The organism is Nostoc sp. (assembly GCF_036917355.1).
In the GTDB taxonomy this organism is placed as follows: Bacteria; Cyanobacteriota; Cyanobacteriia; order Cyanobacteriales; family Nostocaceae; genus Nostoc.
Genome location: NZ_JBALDP010000016.1, coordinates 31,614 through 48,959, shown reverse-complemented (window position 1 = coordinate 48,959; position 17,346 = coordinate 31,614). Strand labels below are relative to the sequence as shown.

Annotated in this window: 11 protein-coding genes; 6 read left to right on the top strand and 5 right to left on the bottom strand. The window is 42.0% G+C overall.

Features of this window, described 5'->3' with window-relative positions; genetic code table 11:
• Positions 1-602: 602 nt before the first annotated feature.
• On the top strand, positions 603-2,003 hold the full coding sequence (mgtE, locus tag V7K53_RS04750) for a magnesium transporter (RefSeq protein WP_335196480.1): 1,401 nt from the start codon (positions 603-605) through the stop codon (positions 2,001-2,003).
• A gap of 74 nt (positions 2,004-2,077) precedes the next feature.
• On the opposite strand, the gene V7K53_RS04745 is transcribed toward mgtE, so the two are convergent.
• Both V7K53_RS04745 and V7K53_RS04740 read right to left on the bottom strand, forming a co-directional pair.
• A complete protein-coding gene (locus tag V7K53_RS04745; RefSeq protein WP_292731336.1) occupies positions 2,078-2,335 on the bottom strand; it encodes a hypothetical protein in 258 nt (85 codons plus the stop codon).
• 238 nt (positions 2,336-2,573) lie between these two features.
• Positions 2,574-3,455 (bottom strand): SDR family oxidoreductase, encoded by an 882-nt coding sequence (locus V7K53_RS04740; protein WP_335196479.1) that lies wholly within the window; start codon positions 3,453-3,455, stop codon positions 2,574-2,576.
• 547 nt (positions 3,456-4,002) lie between these two features.
• Here V7K53_RS04740 and V7K53_RS04735 point away from each other — a divergent pair.
• Complete coding sequence (locus tag V7K53_RS04735) at positions 4,003-5,601, top strand: peptide ligase PGM1-related protein (protein ID WP_335196478.1); 1,599 nt, start codon at positions 4,003-4,005, stop codon at positions 5,599-5,601.
• Between the two features lie 280 nt (positions 5,602-5,881).
• Here V7K53_RS04735 and V7K53_RS04730 read toward each other — a convergent pair whose 3' ends face one another.
• Positions 5,882-7,717 carry a protein kinase domain-containing protein gene (locus tag V7K53_RS04730; RefSeq protein WP_335196477.1) on the bottom strand — a complete coding sequence of 612 codons (1,836 nt, stop codon included), beginning with the start codon at positions 7,715-7,717 and terminating at the stop codon, positions 5,882-5,884.
• Positions 7,718-8,121: 404 nt separating this feature from the next.
• Between V7K53_RS04730 and V7K53_RS04725 the strand changes: the two genes are divergently transcribed.
• The 3 genes from V7K53_RS04725 to V7K53_RS04715 all read left to right on the top strand — a co-directional run bounded on the left by V7K53_RS04725 (position 8,122) and on the right by V7K53_RS04715 (position 12,099).
• Positions 8,122-8,553 (top strand): EamA family transporter, encoded by a 432-nt coding sequence (locus V7K53_RS04725; RefSeq protein ID WP_334876874.1) that lies wholly within the window; start codon positions 8,122-8,124, stop codon positions 8,551-8,553.
• 286 nt (positions 8,554-8,839) lie between these two features.
• Positions 8,840-10,111 (top strand): DUF4255 domain-containing protein, encoded by a 1,272-nt coding sequence (locus tag V7K53_RS04720; protein ID WP_335196476.1) that lies wholly within the window; start codon positions 8,840-8,842, stop codon positions 10,109-10,111.
• Positions 10,108-12,099 carry an ATP-binding protein gene (locus tag V7K53_RS04715; RefSeq protein WP_335196475.1) on the top strand — a complete coding sequence of 664 codons (1,992 nt, stop codon included), beginning with the start codon at positions 10,108-10,110 and terminating at the stop codon, positions 12,097-12,099. The genes V7K53_RS04720 and V7K53_RS04715 overlap by 4 nt, the downstream gene beginning before the upstream one ends.
• 110 nt (positions 12,100-12,209) lie before the next feature.
• Here the strand turns inward: V7K53_RS04715 and V7K53_RS04710 are convergent, their stop codons facing one another.
• Positions 12,210-12,920, bottom strand: a complete 711-nt coding sequence (locus V7K53_RS04710) for a Uma2 family endonuclease (protein WP_335190080.1) — start codon at positions 12,918-12,920, stop codon at positions 12,210-12,212.
• Positions 12,921-13,258: 338 nt separating this feature from the next.
• On the opposite strand from V7K53_RS04710, the gene V7K53_RS04705 reads away from it, so the two are divergent.
• Positions 13,259-14,806: a hypothetical protein gene (locus V7K53_RS04705; protein WP_335196474.1), complete on the top strand. Its 1,548-nt coding sequence runs from the start codon at positions 13,259-13,261 to the stop codon at positions 14,804-14,806.
• Between the two features lie 59 nt (positions 14,807-14,865).
• On the opposite strand, the gene V7K53_RS04700 is transcribed toward V7K53_RS04705, so the two are convergent.
• Complete coding sequence (locus tag V7K53_RS04700; RefSeq protein WP_335196473.1) at positions 14,866-17,274, bottom strand: tetratricopeptide repeat protein; 2,409 nt, start codon at positions 17,272-17,274, stop codon at positions 14,866-14,868.
• Between the last annotated feature and the right edge of the window lie 72 nt (positions 17,275-17,346).

The window sequence follows — 17,346 nt, the reverse complement described above, 5'->3', positions numbered from 1 at the left end:
TAATATTTATCCATACTTCATCTTGACTATTACTTTATCTCTTTATTACCAGAACTAGCAGAAATATAGTAATAACCTAAAATCAGTGGAACAAAAACTTTGCAAAAGCTTCACCAGTCATGCATTTAAGCTAGAGAACACTCTACTAGTCTGTCAAGATAGTAATGAAGAGTTTGTAGTAAGCACTAAAGTGCTTAGGCTATAAGAACTTCAGTCCTTACTACGAACTTGCTTACCCATCAATTTCAACTTGACAGACTACTGCTGGAATTTAAGAAATAATCAATCGCACTTTTTGAGTAACCTTGTTGTGAGTAGATTATCCTGGCAATCGCTATGTGACAGTTTCTCTTCTCTAGAAGAGGCTACGCCCTAAGCGTTCGCGTTGGCGAAGCATCTCGTAGAGAAGCATCTCGTAGAGAAGCTATGGAGGCGCCGCGAGCAAAGAATTGTCAGCATCCAAAACCCTACTCTTTCGTTAATTTACAAAAGTTTTGAATTTACTCCAAGTCAGAAAAATTACAAGTTTGAGGTTGCACATTCCCACTTTCCCCTAGACTAGGGGCAGCAACCTTGTTCAAACTGGCTGAGGAAAGTGGACTTTGACTGAGACAAACAATTTAAACTCTACCATCCAGAATCTCTCACGTAGGGAATTGCGAGATTTAGTGCGGACTCAGCTGCAAATGCTCCTAGAAGCAGGAGACTTGCAGGGAGCAAAATCTATTCTCGTGCCCGTGCAGCCTGCGGATATCGCCGAGGCGATTGAGGGTTTGCCAGAAGCGATGCACGCTTTGGCTTTTCGCTTGCTTTCTAAGGATGAGGCGATCGAAGTTTATGAATATCTCGACTACAGTGTTCAAGAACGGTTAATTGAAGAACTTAAAAGCCAGGAAGTCTGCGATATTGTCGATCAAATGTCGCCGGATGACCGAGCTAGGTTATTTGATGAATTACCGGCAAAAGTCGTCAATCGCTTGCTAGAACAACTAAGTCCAGCGGAACGTCAAGCTACAGCCCAATTATTGGGTTATGAAGCTGATACAGCTGGGCGAATTATGACGCTAGAGTTGATCTCGCTGAAAGAAAACTTGACAATATTTCAAGCTCTAGAGCGAATTCGCAACTTAGCTAATGCCAGTGAGATGATTTATTATCTTTATGTCATGGATGCGGCAAGGCGCTTGACGGGGATTGTATCGTTGCGGGAATTAGTAACGTCTCAGCCTGAGCAAATTATTGGCGAAATTATGACCCGTGATGTGGTGTTTGTCTACACTGATACAGACCAGGAAGAAGTTGCAAGATTAATCCAAAGATATGATTTTTTGGCTGTGCCTGTGGTAGATCGAGAACAGCTTCTAGTAGGTATTGTGACGGTGGATGATGTAATTGATATTCTGCAACAAGAAACCACCGAGGATATCTATGCCTTGGGTGGTGGTGTACAGTCGGGGGGCGACAATTATTTTCAAATGAATTTGCTGGAAATCGCTCGGAAACGGGTTGTCTGGTTATTGGTCTTACTTATAACCAATACCGTCACAGGAACGATTATTAAGTCGCAAGAGGATCTTTTAGCAAAAGTGGTGGCACTAACAGCCTTTATCCCCTTGTTGACTGGTACTGGGGGTAATGTAGGCGCTCAATCTTCCACAGTGGTGATTCGCGGGATGAACACCGATGAAATCCGATCGCTTGGTGCATTGCAGGTAATCGGCCGGGAAGCGATCGCTGGGGCATTGTTGGGAGGAATGTTAGGTACGATCGCTACTGTCTGGGCTTATTTTTTGCAAGGACGATTAGAAGTAGCGATCGCTGTAGGCACTAGTTTGGTAGCTATTTCTATTTTGGCTTCTATCTCCGGTTCAGCACTGCCATTTCTATTTCGCTATCTTCGTTTAGATCCGGCATTAATGTCAGCACCATTCATCACCACAGCAGTTGATGTCGTAGGTGTTTTGATTTACTTCAATTTGGCGCGGGTAATTTTAAAGTTATGAAAAAAGTCATTAGTCATTAGTCATTAGTGAATAACACACTACAAATGACAAAGGACAAATGACTAACTTAACTTTTACAATTCTGATTCCGTGTCTGGAGCAACAATTTCGCCAGTACCTAATTGCAATATCAAGTCCTGCTCAGTAATCAATCCGCTGAGTTCTTTCACTTGCAAATTCATTTCTTCACAAGCTTGTCTGAGTTCTTGGGCAAATTTGTTAAGGTCTTGACCATAGCCACATTGATAAGCAGCGGTTTCAATCCCTTGCTTGGCATTTGCTCTAGCACAATCTACTAATTCTGTGCCATGCAGTGGTGTAAGAGATGCCATAAACGTAGTTATTATTTCTTAAATGTACGCTGTTAGATAGGCTATCAATATTTCGACATTAAATCATCCCTCCAATGGATGACCATGAAGATAGAGTTAAGAGTTATAAGTTTAGAGTTAGGAGTTAAAAGCTAAGGGTTATAAGTTTAGAGTTAGGAGTTAAAACTTGTAAATTTAAAATATATTGTTTATAACTCTTAATTCCTAACTCCTCACTCATAACTCTTAACTATTTTAATTACCCATTGACAACATCTCCACCATTGACATGTAACACTTGTCCAGAGACATAAGAAGCATCATCAGAAGCTAAATATACGTAGCTAGGAGCAACTTCTTCTGGTTGTCCGGCTCGTTCCATTGGTACTTGTTTGCCAAAAGTTTCAACTTTCTCTTCAGGAAAAGTTGAGGGAATTAAAGGTGTCCAAATTGGCCCTGGTGCGACAGCATTAACCCGAATTCCTTTGGATACCAAATTTTTTGATAAGGAGCGAGTGAAAGCAACGATCGCACCTTTCGTAGATGAGTAATCTAGTAGTTGTGGGCTACCTTTATAAGCTGTTACCGATGTGGTATTGATGATAGCACTGCCTACTTGCAAATGCTTGAGTGCAGCTTTAGTCATGAAAAACATCGAGAAGATATTAGTGCGGAAAGTTCGTTCTAGTTGTTCTTCGGTGATTTCTTCAATACTTTCTTTTGGATGTTGTTCAGCAGCATTGTTGACGAGAATATCGAGTTTGCCAAACTCACCAACTGTTTGCTGTATGGCTTGCTGACAAAAAGCTTCATTGCCAATATCACCTGCAATGGTTACTGCACGACGCCCTTGTTTTTCTACCAAATGTTTTGTTTCTTTGGCATCATCGTGTTCGTTAAGGTAAAGGATCGCCACATCTGCACCTTCTTTTGCAAATGCGATCGCAACAGCACGACCAATCCCACTATCTGCACCCGTAATCAATGCTACTTTATCTTGTAACTTACCACTACCGCGATACTGAGCATCATCTGCTTTGGGTTTTGGTGTCATTTCTGATTCAACACCTGGTGCTTCTTGTTCCTGTGGCGGTTGTAATTTTTGCTCTTTTTTCTCTTTTGGTTCTTTTGATTTAGCCATCTGTTTTACCTTGGTAATTGAATGTTGAATGGGTATTGAGAAAGGGGCATTGGGAATTAGTTAACACTCCATCTTTCTCCTATTTCATAACTAAACCTTGGATCGAAAATTCAACCCAAGGTTTATTTTTTGCTTTGACTCTCACTAGCCATTTGCAATTTTAGGGATTTATATCCTGGATGTTTGCCAAACTTACTTATTCCAGCAACTCTACGCAAATTACATTATCTATCCTCACGCCTGACCATGAAAATAAGTACACAACTCTAATGTGATGAAGAATTTATCATTTTCATCTGCTTTCAAGTTAACTATTATATTGCTGTACTTTATCGCCCCCTAGAGGTAAAGTAAGCAGCAATTAAGTCAACCTTAAGAGGGAAAAGAAATTAAATAAGTCAACGATTTGTAGGTTCCTATAGCTCGATCGATCCTTGCGGACTTCCGGAAAATTTTTACAAAACTACCTGAATCTTGACGCGGCGACTATACATCGTCCAAAAGGGTGCGTGGTGCGCTACATTGAGATCATTAGAGGGCAGGGGTTATGGCAACATTAAATATTTCCGAGTTAGAACAGGTTGAAAAGTTTCGCCACTTACAATTAACCCTGCGCGATCGCTGGAAAACGAGCGAACTATTTGATAATAGCGAAGCGGATATTTTAATTATTCCCTCCTTGAGTCTCGACCAGCGCGAACTCCAAAAGATCGAAGGCTGCGAACATTATGAAGAAAGATTACTATTTTCCTTAATTCGGTTGCGGAATCCCCAAACTCGGCTGATTTATGTAACATCAGTACCGCTGCATCCAAGTATCATTGATTATTATTTGCAGCTCTTGCCAGGTATCCCTTTTTCTCATGCTCGCAATCGCTTGCTGTTACTTTCTACTTACGATTCCTCTCTTAAGCCTCTGAGTCAAAAGATTTTAGAACGTCCTCGGTTGCTAGAGCGGATTCAGAAATCTTTGAGGCTAGACAAATCATTTATGATCTGCTACAACTCTTCGCACTGGGAAGGCGAATTGTCTTTAAAATTAGGTGTACCACTGTATGCTGCTGCGCCAGATTTACAGATTTGGGGAACAAAAAGTGGCAGTAGGCAAATCTTCAAAGAAAGCGGAGTACCGCATCCAGATGGCAGCGAAAAAATTTGGAACCCCACAGATTTGGCAGAAGCTACCGTTGATTTGTGGGAACGCCAACCAACATTAAAACGGGTAGTAGTAAAACTCAACGAGGGCATTTCTGGCGAGGGGAATGCATTGTTGGATCTTAGACCGATTGAGAATTTAGCACCAAACATTGGTACTCATGCCGAAAGGATAGCAGCAATTAACGATCGCTTTTCAACGATGCGCTTTCAAGCAAAACAAGAGACGTGGGATAATTTTTCGGGAAGAATCCCGGAATTAGGCGCAATTACCGAAGCATTTGTGGAAGGGGAAATTAAGCGATCGCCCAGCGTTCAAGGACGGATCACACCCCAAGGCGAAGTGGAAATCCTTTCAACTCACGACCAAATTCTCGGAGGACCAGACGGTCAAATTTATCTTGGTTGCAGCTTTCCTGCTGATGAAAGATATCGATTGCAATTACAGCAATTGGGACTTCAAGTTGGCAGAAAGCTAGCAGATAAAGGCACTTTAGAGCGGTTTGGTGTAGATTTTATCGCCGTTGACAAAGGTAATGGAGACTGGGATATTCAGGCGATCGAAATTAACCTGCGTAAAGGCGGTACAACTCATCCATTCATGACCCTGAAATTATTAACGAACGGCCGCTATGACCTTTCCACGGGTTTATTTTATAGTCAACAGGGTCGTCCAAAATATTACATTGCCACTGATAATCTGCAAAAAGAGCGCTATCAGGGATTATTACCAAATGATTTGATGGATATCATTGCTCACCACAGACTGCACTTTGACAGCGGTACAGAAACGGGTACAGTGTTTCATCTTATGGGTTGCCTTTCGCAGTTTGGCAAGGTGGGATTAACCAGCATTGGTGATTCCCCACAACAAGCACAAGACATTTATAACAAAGTTGTCAAAGTTCTAGATGAAGAAACCCGCACCGAAAATCGTAATTTCTCCGCGTTTTCAGATTATTCTTTTCCCGTGGTTTGGGATGAATTATAGTTAAGGAATGTCGTTTGCAACACATGGTAGGGGCACAACAATCCTCGTGCCCCAATGATATTATATTCGGCTAATAAGTTATATATAATTCAATACAGTTCAGATAAGACCAAAACACTTGTAGAGACGGCGATTTATCGCGTCTCGAAAACCCAAAATTTTTGCCAGTAGCCCTTAACCCAAGCGTATTGATTATAATTCGCTAATCTATACAGAAAGCCCAAAAATCCCTGCCCTCTGCGGCCTTGATAAGTCTTTAACCAGATATAGCTGATTAGTTCTAAATGCGCTGATCGTTGTTAGGTAAATTTTGCTGGTTGCTTGGCTGTTTACCAGATTGCAATTGGGTATATATATAGGTTACTACTGCTAAAGTCAGCCCAATAGCCAACACCACCCCTACGATTCGCAAGAAATTGGGAGTAATTCTCGTAGTTAGCTGCTCACTTAGCCTTGGTTGGTAAATAGTGTCATCCGTTCGCGCTTGTGGTCTGCGTTGATTAGACGCAGGTCGTGGCTGATACAAGGTAACATCTGGTTGCACTGGTGGTCTACTTTGATTAGATACTGGTCGCGGCTGAAACAACGTCTTATCTGGTGATACTTGTTGACCACCTTGATTAACTCCTGGTCGCGGCTGAAACAACGTCTTATCTGGTGGCACTTGTTGACCGCCTTGATTAGCTCCTGGTCGCGGTTGAAACAACGTCTTATCTGGTGGTACTTGTTGCCCGCCTTGATTAGCTCCTGGTCGTGGTTGATATAACGTCACATCAGGTTTGCTGGCGTTCGGATTATTCACAGGACTCTGTTGATTTTGCTCAACTGGATTAAATGGTCTGGGCACGGTTTCGTGATTCGAGCCTTGGTTCTGTCCAGCCTGAATGGGAGGAACGGTTTGCTCAGATTGATATTGCTCAATCGGGTTAAATGGTCTGGGAACAGTTTCGTGATTTGAGCCTTGATTGAAAGCAGATGGAGGGCGAATAACAGTATCGTCGTTCGATTGTCTGGGAATAGTTTCGTGATTTGAACCTTGATTGAAAGCAGATGGAGGGCGAATAATAGTATCGTCGTTCGATTGTCTGGGAATAGTTTCGTGATTTGAGCCTTGATTGGAAGAAGGTTGCGATCGCCCAGTCATTTGTTCGGGTACGCTAGATTCTGTGGCAAATTTGGCAGCAGCTTGCAAAGCCTGATTTAGTTCTTCTACCGTTGCAAATCGGTTGGCTGGGTTCTTGTGGAGGCATTTCATCACCACGGCTTCTAATTGTACGGGTAAATGCTCACACCCTGGTTGCGAGCGCAGTGGTTTCGGTGGTTCATAAGCATGAGCTAATACCCAAGAAGCCTCACTAACATGACTACCCTTAATGCTGATTCCAAAGGGATCGGCTGCACTCAGCATTTCATAAAGGATAATCCCTAAGCTGTAAATATCACCTCTAGCATCCAGGTTTTGATCGCTTTGGATTTGTTCGGGAGGTGCGTAACGAAATGTACCGATAAATGTACTAGTTATATTTGTAATATTGGAATTTTCTGAAGATTCACTACGAATTTTGGCAACACCAAAATCCAAAACCTTCACCCACTCTCCCAAATCTGTCGGCATCAAAAATATATTATCTGGTTTCAGGTCGCGGTGAACTACCTGAATGTGTTCAGTGGTTTTGCCGCCATCCCGTTGGAGAGTCACTCCTTGATGGGCAAGCTGTAAACCCTTACAAACTTGCGCCATAATCCTCACCGTCCGCTCAACAGACAGCCGCTTTTCGCGCAGCAGTAATTGCCTGAGCGTTTGTCCCCGCAAATATTCCATGACGTAAAATGGAAAACCTTCCGGGGTTACACCACAATCACTAATCTTCACAATGTGGTCGCTTTGCAAAGCAGCACAAACTGCCACCTCCCGCTCAAAACGCTTTCTCATTTCGAGTGATGCGACTAGCGTATCTTTGAGCAACTTCAACGCTACTTGCTGACCAACACGGGTGTCCGTTGCTAGGAAAACTTCTCCCATGCCACCCCCGCCCAACCGTCTGTCTAAACGGTATCGCTGATTATCACCGACGAAGCGACCATTCCAAGAATTAGAAGAAGGTGGGGATTTCATCTGGGGCAACCCATCCTAGTTACTTTAAGTGTTAACTTTATTCAGAGATAATACTAGTATTACAAATATGATTGCTTCATAACTTAGATGAATATTAGTAATATATGCTACTAGTAGTTATCTAATTATACTCAGCTTAACATATTAGTAACTTAAAGTAATGCGATAAATTTGATAAAATGTTAAAACTTTAGACCTAATAGCAGTTGAAATTTGTTCCTGATATTAAGTTAGCGCAAGTTCGACGAGAATCGTCTGCTTCAGTAGTACTGAGTAACTAAAAGAGTAAAACGGTAGAGCGTAAACTACGAACCTAGCAAGTCAAACTTTACAGACAAGTAATTGAATTTAACACTCTTCTTAAATTACACTGCTAATTTTGACTAGCTAATCAGGAGGCTAAGATGGAAAGCAACGCCACAACATGGTGGATATATGCATTATTGTCAGCTGGCTTTGCAGCATTGACAACTATCTTTGCCAAAATTGGGATAGAAAATGTGAATGCTAATTTAGCAACAGCAATCCGAACTGTTGTGATCTTAGTAGTTGCTTGGGGGATTGTATTTTTTCAGGGGAACGTAGTTAATATCTTAGCTATATCCCAAAAAACCATGATTTTCTTATTATTATCTGGACTATCTACAGGGTTATCATGGATTTTTTACTTCCAAGCCTTACAAGCAGGAAAAGCTTCACTTGTCGCACCAATTGATAAATCAAGCTTGGTATTAGTTTTATTGTTTTCAGTTATTTTTTTGGGAGAAACATTAAGCTGGAAGATAATTTTAGGAACTGGGTTAGTAGTCATAGGCACTTTAGTTTTAATTATTTAAAGCCTTAATTAAAAGGATGTTTAAAAAGTTCTACTGTTAAAGTACGTCAGGTAGCTTTAAGTGGAAATTTTCCTACTTCTAACAAGGTGATTTTGATCGTTATCGAGTCTTTTCAATTGAGATACTAGGTGGATTTACGCCATACTGTACTAATAGTTGACAACGCGCTTTTGTCTGCCGTGCTGATAGTCTTGGCTACAACAGGACTTAAAGTTTTGCAAAATATATTCTATTAATGTACTCTGGCGTACATGATTAATATGTGCTATTGCCATGAGGAACGAGGATGAGTAATGTGCTCTCGATAGCCGCAGTGACAGCAGTACTAAAAGTCTTGCTGGAAAATGGTTTAGTCAGCGATCCGATCGCTGCTAGTGTTGGTGATGTGATTGTAACTGCCCTACCGCCGGATCGAATTTCAGTTGAAGCTGATGAGCGTGCCCAAATCAACCTTTTTCTCTATCAAGTGACGCAGAATCGCAATGTTGATTGGGTATCTCAAGAATTTCGGAGCAGGCATTCACGGATTAATGGAAACCCACGCTCTCAGATTCCACCACTAGCTCTCGATCTCCACTACTTACTCACAGCCTACGGAGCCAAGGATTTTCAGGCAGAGCTTTTACTCGGCTATGCAATGCATTTATTACACAAAACACCAACGATCGCATCTGATATTATTGAAAATACTTTGATAAATGCATCTACAACCAATACCTCAAGTGCTTTTTCGCAAGCTGTAGCAAGTGTGTCTGTATCCGCTTTAGCTGAACAAATTGGGCAGATAAAATTGACTCCAGAGTTTTTTAACATGGAAGAAACTTCTAAGTTATGGTCTGCTTTACAAACACACTATCGACCTTCAGCTACCTATTTGGCATCAATGGTATTGATTGAGAGTAGCAATGACAAATCTGAAAGTTTCGACATGATGCCCTTGTCTCAACCGAATATAGAGCAAGTTATAGCTCCGGCCAAAACTGAACAAATAATTGTTGCAGGTACAACATTAGTAATTCGTGGTAAACGGTTACGCGGTGAGATCACACGAGTTCGTTTTGGTAATACGGAGACATTACTAGTACCTCAAGAAGTAAAAGAAACGCAAATCAGCTTGTTAGTCCCGCCAGATTTATACGCAAGCATACAGGGTGTGCAAGTTGTACATTTGACAATGGGCAATGTAGGTCAAACGAATCATTTAGTTGAATCAAACGTGGCGGCTTTTGTCTTACATCCAACAATTACAGCATTCGTCACTCAAGTAGAAAATAGTGGTGAGAATTTACGCACAGCAGAAATTACCGTTAAATTTCAGCCGAAAGTAGGTAAGGCACAGCGGGTAGTTTTGCTACTCAATGAGGTATCAGGTGATAATCCAGTAGCTTACTCTTTCTTAGTTGCACCACCAACCCAAGACACTGATGCGATCGCGATTCCGGTCAAAAATGTCAAACCAGGAACTTATATTGTCCGGGCGCGGGTAGATGGCGCCGAAAGTCCACTTCACAAAAATCAGTTAGGGGAATATGATTCGCCACAGGTGACAATTTTATGAATGCTACGACAATTAATCACAATTGGGATGAGGCAAACTACCGCTATCTATCAGCAGCTCTAGCTGTAGTGCGTGGTATTTTGGAAAATCACACAGCAAAAGAGCAAAATCAATCTGAAGAGAACCACCAAGAGCATTTACAGCAAGCGTTACAGGAAGCCACTGCTGCTATGCCTGCACCATCGGCATTGGAGAGAATATGCAAAATGTTTCGCCTCTCATCCTTTGAGCGCGATCTGTTGCTGTTGTGTGCAGGTATGGAATTAAATGGAGATTTTGCCAAATTGTGTGCCATAGTTCACGGCGATTCACAACGAGCTTACCCAACTTTGGGTTTAGCTTTGGCAGCTTTACCCGATGTCCACTGGGATGCGATCGCTCCAAATGCTCCCTTACGTTATTGGCGGTTAATTCAAATTGGTGATGGTCATTCCCTAACTCTCAGTCCCTTGAGAATTGACGAACGAATTCTGCATTATCTCACGGGGATTCAATATCTTGACGAACGGCTAGCTGGTATCATTGAGCCATTACCAGAGGTTAGCGATTTAGTACCCTCACACCAAGATTTAGCAGAGCGAGTCGCAGCAGTTTGGTCACAAGCTTACAAGGTTAATAGCTTGCCAATTGTCCAGTTATCTAGTGGTGAAACTGCCAGTAAACGTGACATTGCCGCCACAGTTTGTCAACTTCAGGGTTTAAGCTTGTGGGTAATGCCTGCACAAGTCATTCCTTTAGCACCTGGCGAGTTGGATAATCTCATCCGCCTGTGGACTCGCGAGACAATTTTAAGTAAGAGTGCCTTACTCATAGACTGCAACGAACTGGATACTAATGATACAGCGCGGCTGAATGCGATCGCTCGTTTCATCGAACGCACAAAGGGCTTTTTAATAATCACAAGTCGGGAACGGATTGGCTTATCACAACGCCTAGTAGTTAATTTTGACGTACATCAACCAACTAGCAAAGAACAAGGTGCAGTTTGGCAAGATGCACTAGGGGCGAGTGCATCGCAAATGAATGGGCAAGTCAAAACCTTAGTGGATCAATTTAACCTCAGTGCTGCAACCATTCGCGCTGCTTGTGCAGAAGCCGCAGGACAATTAGCACAAACACCAGAAACCGATATCACTAGCATTTTATGGGATGCCTGCCGCGTGCAAGCACGTCCGCGCTTAGATGAACTCGCCCAACGGATTGAGCCATCTGGTGATTGGGATGACTTAATATTGCCAGAAGCGCAGAAACAAGTTCTCCGGGAAATCGCGGCTCATGTGCGGCAACGTAGTACTGTATATAACAATTGGGGTTTTGGGGGCAAAAGTGCTAGGGGATTGGGAATCAGCGCTCTATTTGCAGGTAGTAGTGGCACTGGTAAAACCTTGGGGGCAGAAGTACTGGCCCAGAAATTACGCCTCGACCTCTATCGGATTGACCTATCATCGGTAGTCAGCAAATATATTGGCGAGACAGAGAAGAATTTGCGCCGGGTATTTGATGCCGCAGAACAAGGTGGAGTGATTTTGTTATTTGATGAAGCCGACGCTTTATTTGGTAAACGGAGTGAAGTTAAAGATGCCCGCGATCGCTATGCCAATATAGAAGTTAGCTATCTATTGCAACGTATGGAAAGTTACCCAGGTCTAGCAATCTTGACTACTAACCTGAAGAGTGCAATTGATACAGCCTTTCTGCGGCGGATTCGCTTTGTAGTGCAGTTTCCCTTCCCCGATACAACACAACGAGCCGAGATTTGGCGACGCGTCTTTCCAGCCGAAACCCCAACCGCAGATTTAGATGCTCTGCAACTAGCACGGCTCAATGTCGCTGGGGGTAATATTCGTAATATAGCCTTAAATGCAGCTTTTTTGGCTGCCGATGCTGGGGAAACAGTGCAGATGAAACATGTATTGCGGGCGGCTCAAACAGAATATAGTAAGTTAGAGAAACCCTTGACTGATGCAGAAGTTGGCGGGTGGATGTGATTTTAAAATTTCCACCTTAGTCGAAAACACTGGCAGCTTGATAGGTTGTAAAATTTGTGAGCGATTTCTAGGACAGGCTGTATTTACGCCAACTACCATAGCAAACAAAATTACTCTGGTAATTCACCAAATCTTTCCCGATAGCGAGCAAGCATGGACTCCATTTGAGCAAGTTGTTGCTCGGCTTGTTGACGTTGTTGCTGTTCTTGGCGTGCTACTTCTTCAGGCGTGGGTGTCAGTTGTCCATCGGGAGTGAAAAACCGCAACTTTGATTCATAAACTCCCAAATATAACTGCAATTGCTGACTCCATAACCAACCTGCTTCATTTGCTTGCAGTTCTTGATAACGACCATCTAATAAATGAAATCCTTTAAATTCTAAGCTTACCGGGTCAAACCAAAAATAATCAGGAGTCCGCCAAATATCTTGATATATTTCCTTTTTCAACCCTCTATCAGTAGCAGATGTTTTGTCAGAAAGAATCTCTACAATCACATTTGGGTATTTGCCATCTTCTTCCCAAACTACCCAGCTTTTGCGTATTTTGCGTTGGGTATTTAAAACTACAAAGAAATCGGGGCCTCTAAATTGCTCAGACTTACGCTGATGCGGACTGTAATAAATCGTCATGTTACCGCAAGCGTAAAAATCTTGACGCTCCTGCCACAACCATTCCAAACACTGAATCAACAGCAGTATTTGCCGCAAGTGAAGTTCTGTTTCCAAAGGTGGTTCATCACTGTATAAATCACCAGGAGGAAATATAACATCTTCTGGTGTGTCTTCTAAAATTATTCCTAAATCTTGAGCAGAAGACATAATAATTTCTCGTTTGACAAGATCAATCTAACTTAACCCAATTCATTTTTAAGTGCTGAGTGCTGAGTGCTGAGTAGTAACAAGTATTTAATACTTTACCCCCAGAACTGAGAACTCTTTCCTCAGCCATCTATATAAAACAATTGTAGGGTAGGCACTGCCCACCCTACTCATTCATAACTTAGAATTCGGTACTCAGCAGTTAGTAGGTTTCTACGATTATAAGTCTCGCTCACACAGAGCCACTGCCGACAAAGAATAATTTATACTTAAGTCGATAGCGATCGCCACCCAACAAATTGTATAATTTGATTCAAAAATATGCTTGAGGATGTGAGATGAGCGATCGCATATTTGGGTCTAAGAAAGCAGATACATCCACTTCAAATCCGTCGCTGCTCTCAGCAACAACTCCAACGCTGGCGAATCCAGTGCGCGGCTTTGACATCGCAAAGAAAGCTCCAATCCAAGCATCCTCTGAAGTATCAACCGACCTGCAAGCTGCACAATCTGCTGGCGAAGAATCTTGGGAATCACAAGCTATCAAAAAAAAGCCTGTTCACGACATTAGTAGCATAGCGTTGCGTCGTCCACAAGCAAAACTGACTGTTGGAGAACCAGGAGACCAGTATGAGCAGGAAGCCGATAGGGTGGCTAATCGAGTCATGTCAATTCCTAATACTGCGATGCAACCGCAGATGACACCAGAAGAACAGATTCAAGAGGAAGAAGTGCAAACGAAGCCTCTTGATGTTTACTTTGGGCAAAGGAAATCGCCAGGGAATAATCAGTTGGCTCATGTAGTACAACAGAAAGGTGGAGTGTTGCAAAGAGATGTGTTGCAGAGAGCGCCAAAAAACCCAATAGTTACAGAACTTTCGACAAAACTGCCACTGACGGAAGCTAATGCAAGATTAATTGATGCTTGTCATAATTTAGGTAGTATTTATGTAGATTTATCTGTAGCAAATACTGATTTAATCAGTACAAAATTAAGAATTTTCTCCATAAATTACGATATGGCTTACAGCAATTACTCAAGAGTAATTGGTCAAGGAAGAGCGGAAGCACAAAATCAAACTCTTTGGAGAGGAATATTTTTAGGAATAGGAACAGGTGTTTTAGCAGGTCTTGCCGCCGCCTATATTGCTCCTTCTACTGCTGCCGGATGGTTTGCTCTCACGCTAGCTGATGCAGGTACAGCAGCCGGTTCTTCATTTTTACAAGGAGCTGCGTCTTCGGCAGTAGCTCTTGCTGTATCAGACGCCATAACAACGCGAGGCAGTGATTTACAACCTAGCGGTCTTTCACCGGATATGCTGCGAAGTAATATTTGGGAACACGTTGCATCAATGTATCGTGGTGCATTGCAAACCAATAAAGTATTAGCAAATTTACATAAAAATACTGTTATTCTTGAGCGATTAATTGCAGAAATCAGGGTACAAATTGCTGGTGGTGCATCGTCATATTCACCAGCAGATATACTAACAGCAACTAATACCATGAACGATCGCATTAATGGAATGGCAAGTGTCTTTAGCGAGTTGAGACAAAAAGCAACTGCGATGAGTGCATTTGGTAATTCTATTTTGGCTTATGACCCTACTAAACCTGGAGTCGCTCAAATAGAAAAAGATATTTGGATTATGTGGATGGGAACTTTAAGTAATGATGACTCTGACATTCTTGATTTAGATAATATTGAGGATCATTTGAAGAGTATCGGAATTTTAGGTAATGGTGGTTTATTAGGTGTAGATTTTGGAGACTATACCTCGGAAGATGATGAGCTAGCGGCTTTAGCAGCAGCTCGTCCTCGCGCTGCAACCATAAAAGGGAAGTACGATCAAACCGCTTCTCAATGGACTGCACCAAGTCCTTGAGTCAACTTTTAATTATTTACTTTGATTTGTTTGCAGAGCCGTCTACTAAATCAAAGATTTTACATCGTTTCCAATCTACGACTGGTGACACAGATTTGAGTAGCACACTTTAAAACTTTTTCAACTTGTTTCGGTGCTTTGATTTCAGTAAATAGCTGAATTGCTCGCTCAAAATTTATTTGACTTTCATCAATTTTTGACATCCTTTGATTAGTTAAACCCAATTGAAAATAAGCTTCAGCTAGATCGCATTTAGCACCTATTTTGTCCAAAAGTTCGATTGCTTCTGTATGATTAGCAATAGCTAATGCAAAATTTGTTTGTTGCCGATGGATTTCTGCTAAACCATTGAGTGTTTTTGCTTTTACCTGCATATAATGACTTTCTTCAGCAAAAGTCAAAGCTTGGTGGAATATCTGATTTGCCTGAGAAGATTCGCCTAAATTGACGTATGTTTGACCTAAAATTTGCATGAAATAGACAAATCTCCCAGTTCGTTCTACCAGTTTTTCCTTCGTAATATTTTGATACGCTACATCTGCTAATTGATATGAATGATCGCGCAAACCTAAATAAGAATACACCAAAGCTAAACAAACTGAAGCTTTCTCTGCCCAGCGATGATGCTCGGTATTTTGAGCTAAATAAATTACCTGTTGAAATAACTTTGCGGCCGCCTCTTGTTCCCACAAATCTATTTGATAAAGACCAATACTTAATAAAGAATCTACCTCTAGCATCCTCAGATAGTAAACTGTATGTTTATTTTCTGGCTGAGGTACAAGTGATTTGAGTGCTTGAGTTGCGAGTGTAATAGTCTTTTCTTGACAAGCAATCGCCTGACTAATTTTACCTGTTATCCAATATAAATCGCCCAGTATATTATAAAGTTCGCTGAGATTTTGGTCATTTCCCAGATTATTAACAACTCGATAAATTGCTGCAAGTATCGGTTGAATTAAACCCATGCGATACAACGTACTACCAAGAGGCAAAAACTGCTGCCATTGATTATTTCTGCTTTTTAAAATGACCTTACCCGCCAACTCAAATTCATGAATTTCTATATAGTGATAATATGCTTCTAAAGCTTGCAAAGCATCTTTAAAGGTTTCAATCTGTTTAATACTAGCTGTCCAAAATTCTGCGGCTTTGTGGTTGGCGGTTTCCCATTCATCGGTGAGGCGTAAACGTGCGATCGCCTCTGCACGAATCACCGGATGCAGCCAATATTCACCTTTTTCACACTCCACCAAAGACCGATTTCTTAAGGAGGCAATAATTTGGCGATGTTCAGCAGGTGGAACATCCCAAAGTAAAGAAAACAACCCTTGTGATGAGATGGTGGGTATATCTTGGTAACGATAACATCCCAAACGGCAAAGCAAGCGATAAGCTTGAGGGTCGAGGGCTTGCAGACGATTGATTTGACTAACTGCTAAATTTTTTAAGTCGGTTGCGGCTAACGGATCGGCATGATTTTCTTGCCAATAAAGAGCCATATCACCGTCAAAATCTTCCTGAATCGAACCGCAGAGAATTCCCATTGCTTTAGCATTACCGCCATAAGTGCGATGCATGATTTGCAAAGTTGGCGAATTGATGGCTAATCCTCGGTTGGTAAAAAACTGTTGCCATGCGCTTTCATCTAAACCAGGAAGCCGATAGTGATTCACATTCAACCCAGGTTCACAAAGGCGATCGCGACTAGTAATCAAGGTGACAGATTGCACTCTAGCATCAGCTAAAATCCGCAATAGTTCTACATAGTTGCGGTGAGAAGCAATCAACCCACCTTGTCGATCTAATGCAGGTTCGAGATTGTCAATTAACACCCCAATACGCCGATTGTGGAGTTGGCGTTTGAGTCGCGCCAAAGTTACCCCAAATTCTACCCCAGGTTCTTCGTCAAAATCTTGTTTAAGCCATTCCTCTACAACTCGTTCAGCGGGAGTGATATTTTGCGTTTCCTTCGCCATCAGCAGTTCCAAAACCAAATCAAACCCCTGATGGAGATATTGCTGCGCTAGAGTGGTTTTGCCTAAGCCTCCCTCACCTTGGATAACAATGACTTTCGAGCCTTGATTTACCAAAGTATTCAGGTGAGCGATCGCTTCTGTTCGTCCAATAAAATTGGTATCCTCTAATTTTGGGGTGGGTTGGGGCGATCGCGAGTAATCAATCAGACTGCATGATATTGCAGTAGTTTTTCTCAGAACTCGCTCCAAAGTAGCGCGACAATTACTTTTGGTAATCTTTTCTCGCAATACCTTAGAAAGCAGCTTCCATAACTGAGAACCAGCATCCTTGGCGTGTCCTTCCGTACAACCGTAAGCATGAGCGATATCCAAGTATTTTCTACCCAACCAAACTTGCACAAGAATCACTTTTTGCAAATCGCTCAACCGTTCCCCAGTCTGAGGGGGAATTATGGCATCTAACCATGCTAATGCTGCTTCAGCGTCCATTGTGTAACGACGAGGGTAGTTCAGATTTTAGGGACAACTATAAATTACTTTACAGTTATGTTGCTGGAGTTT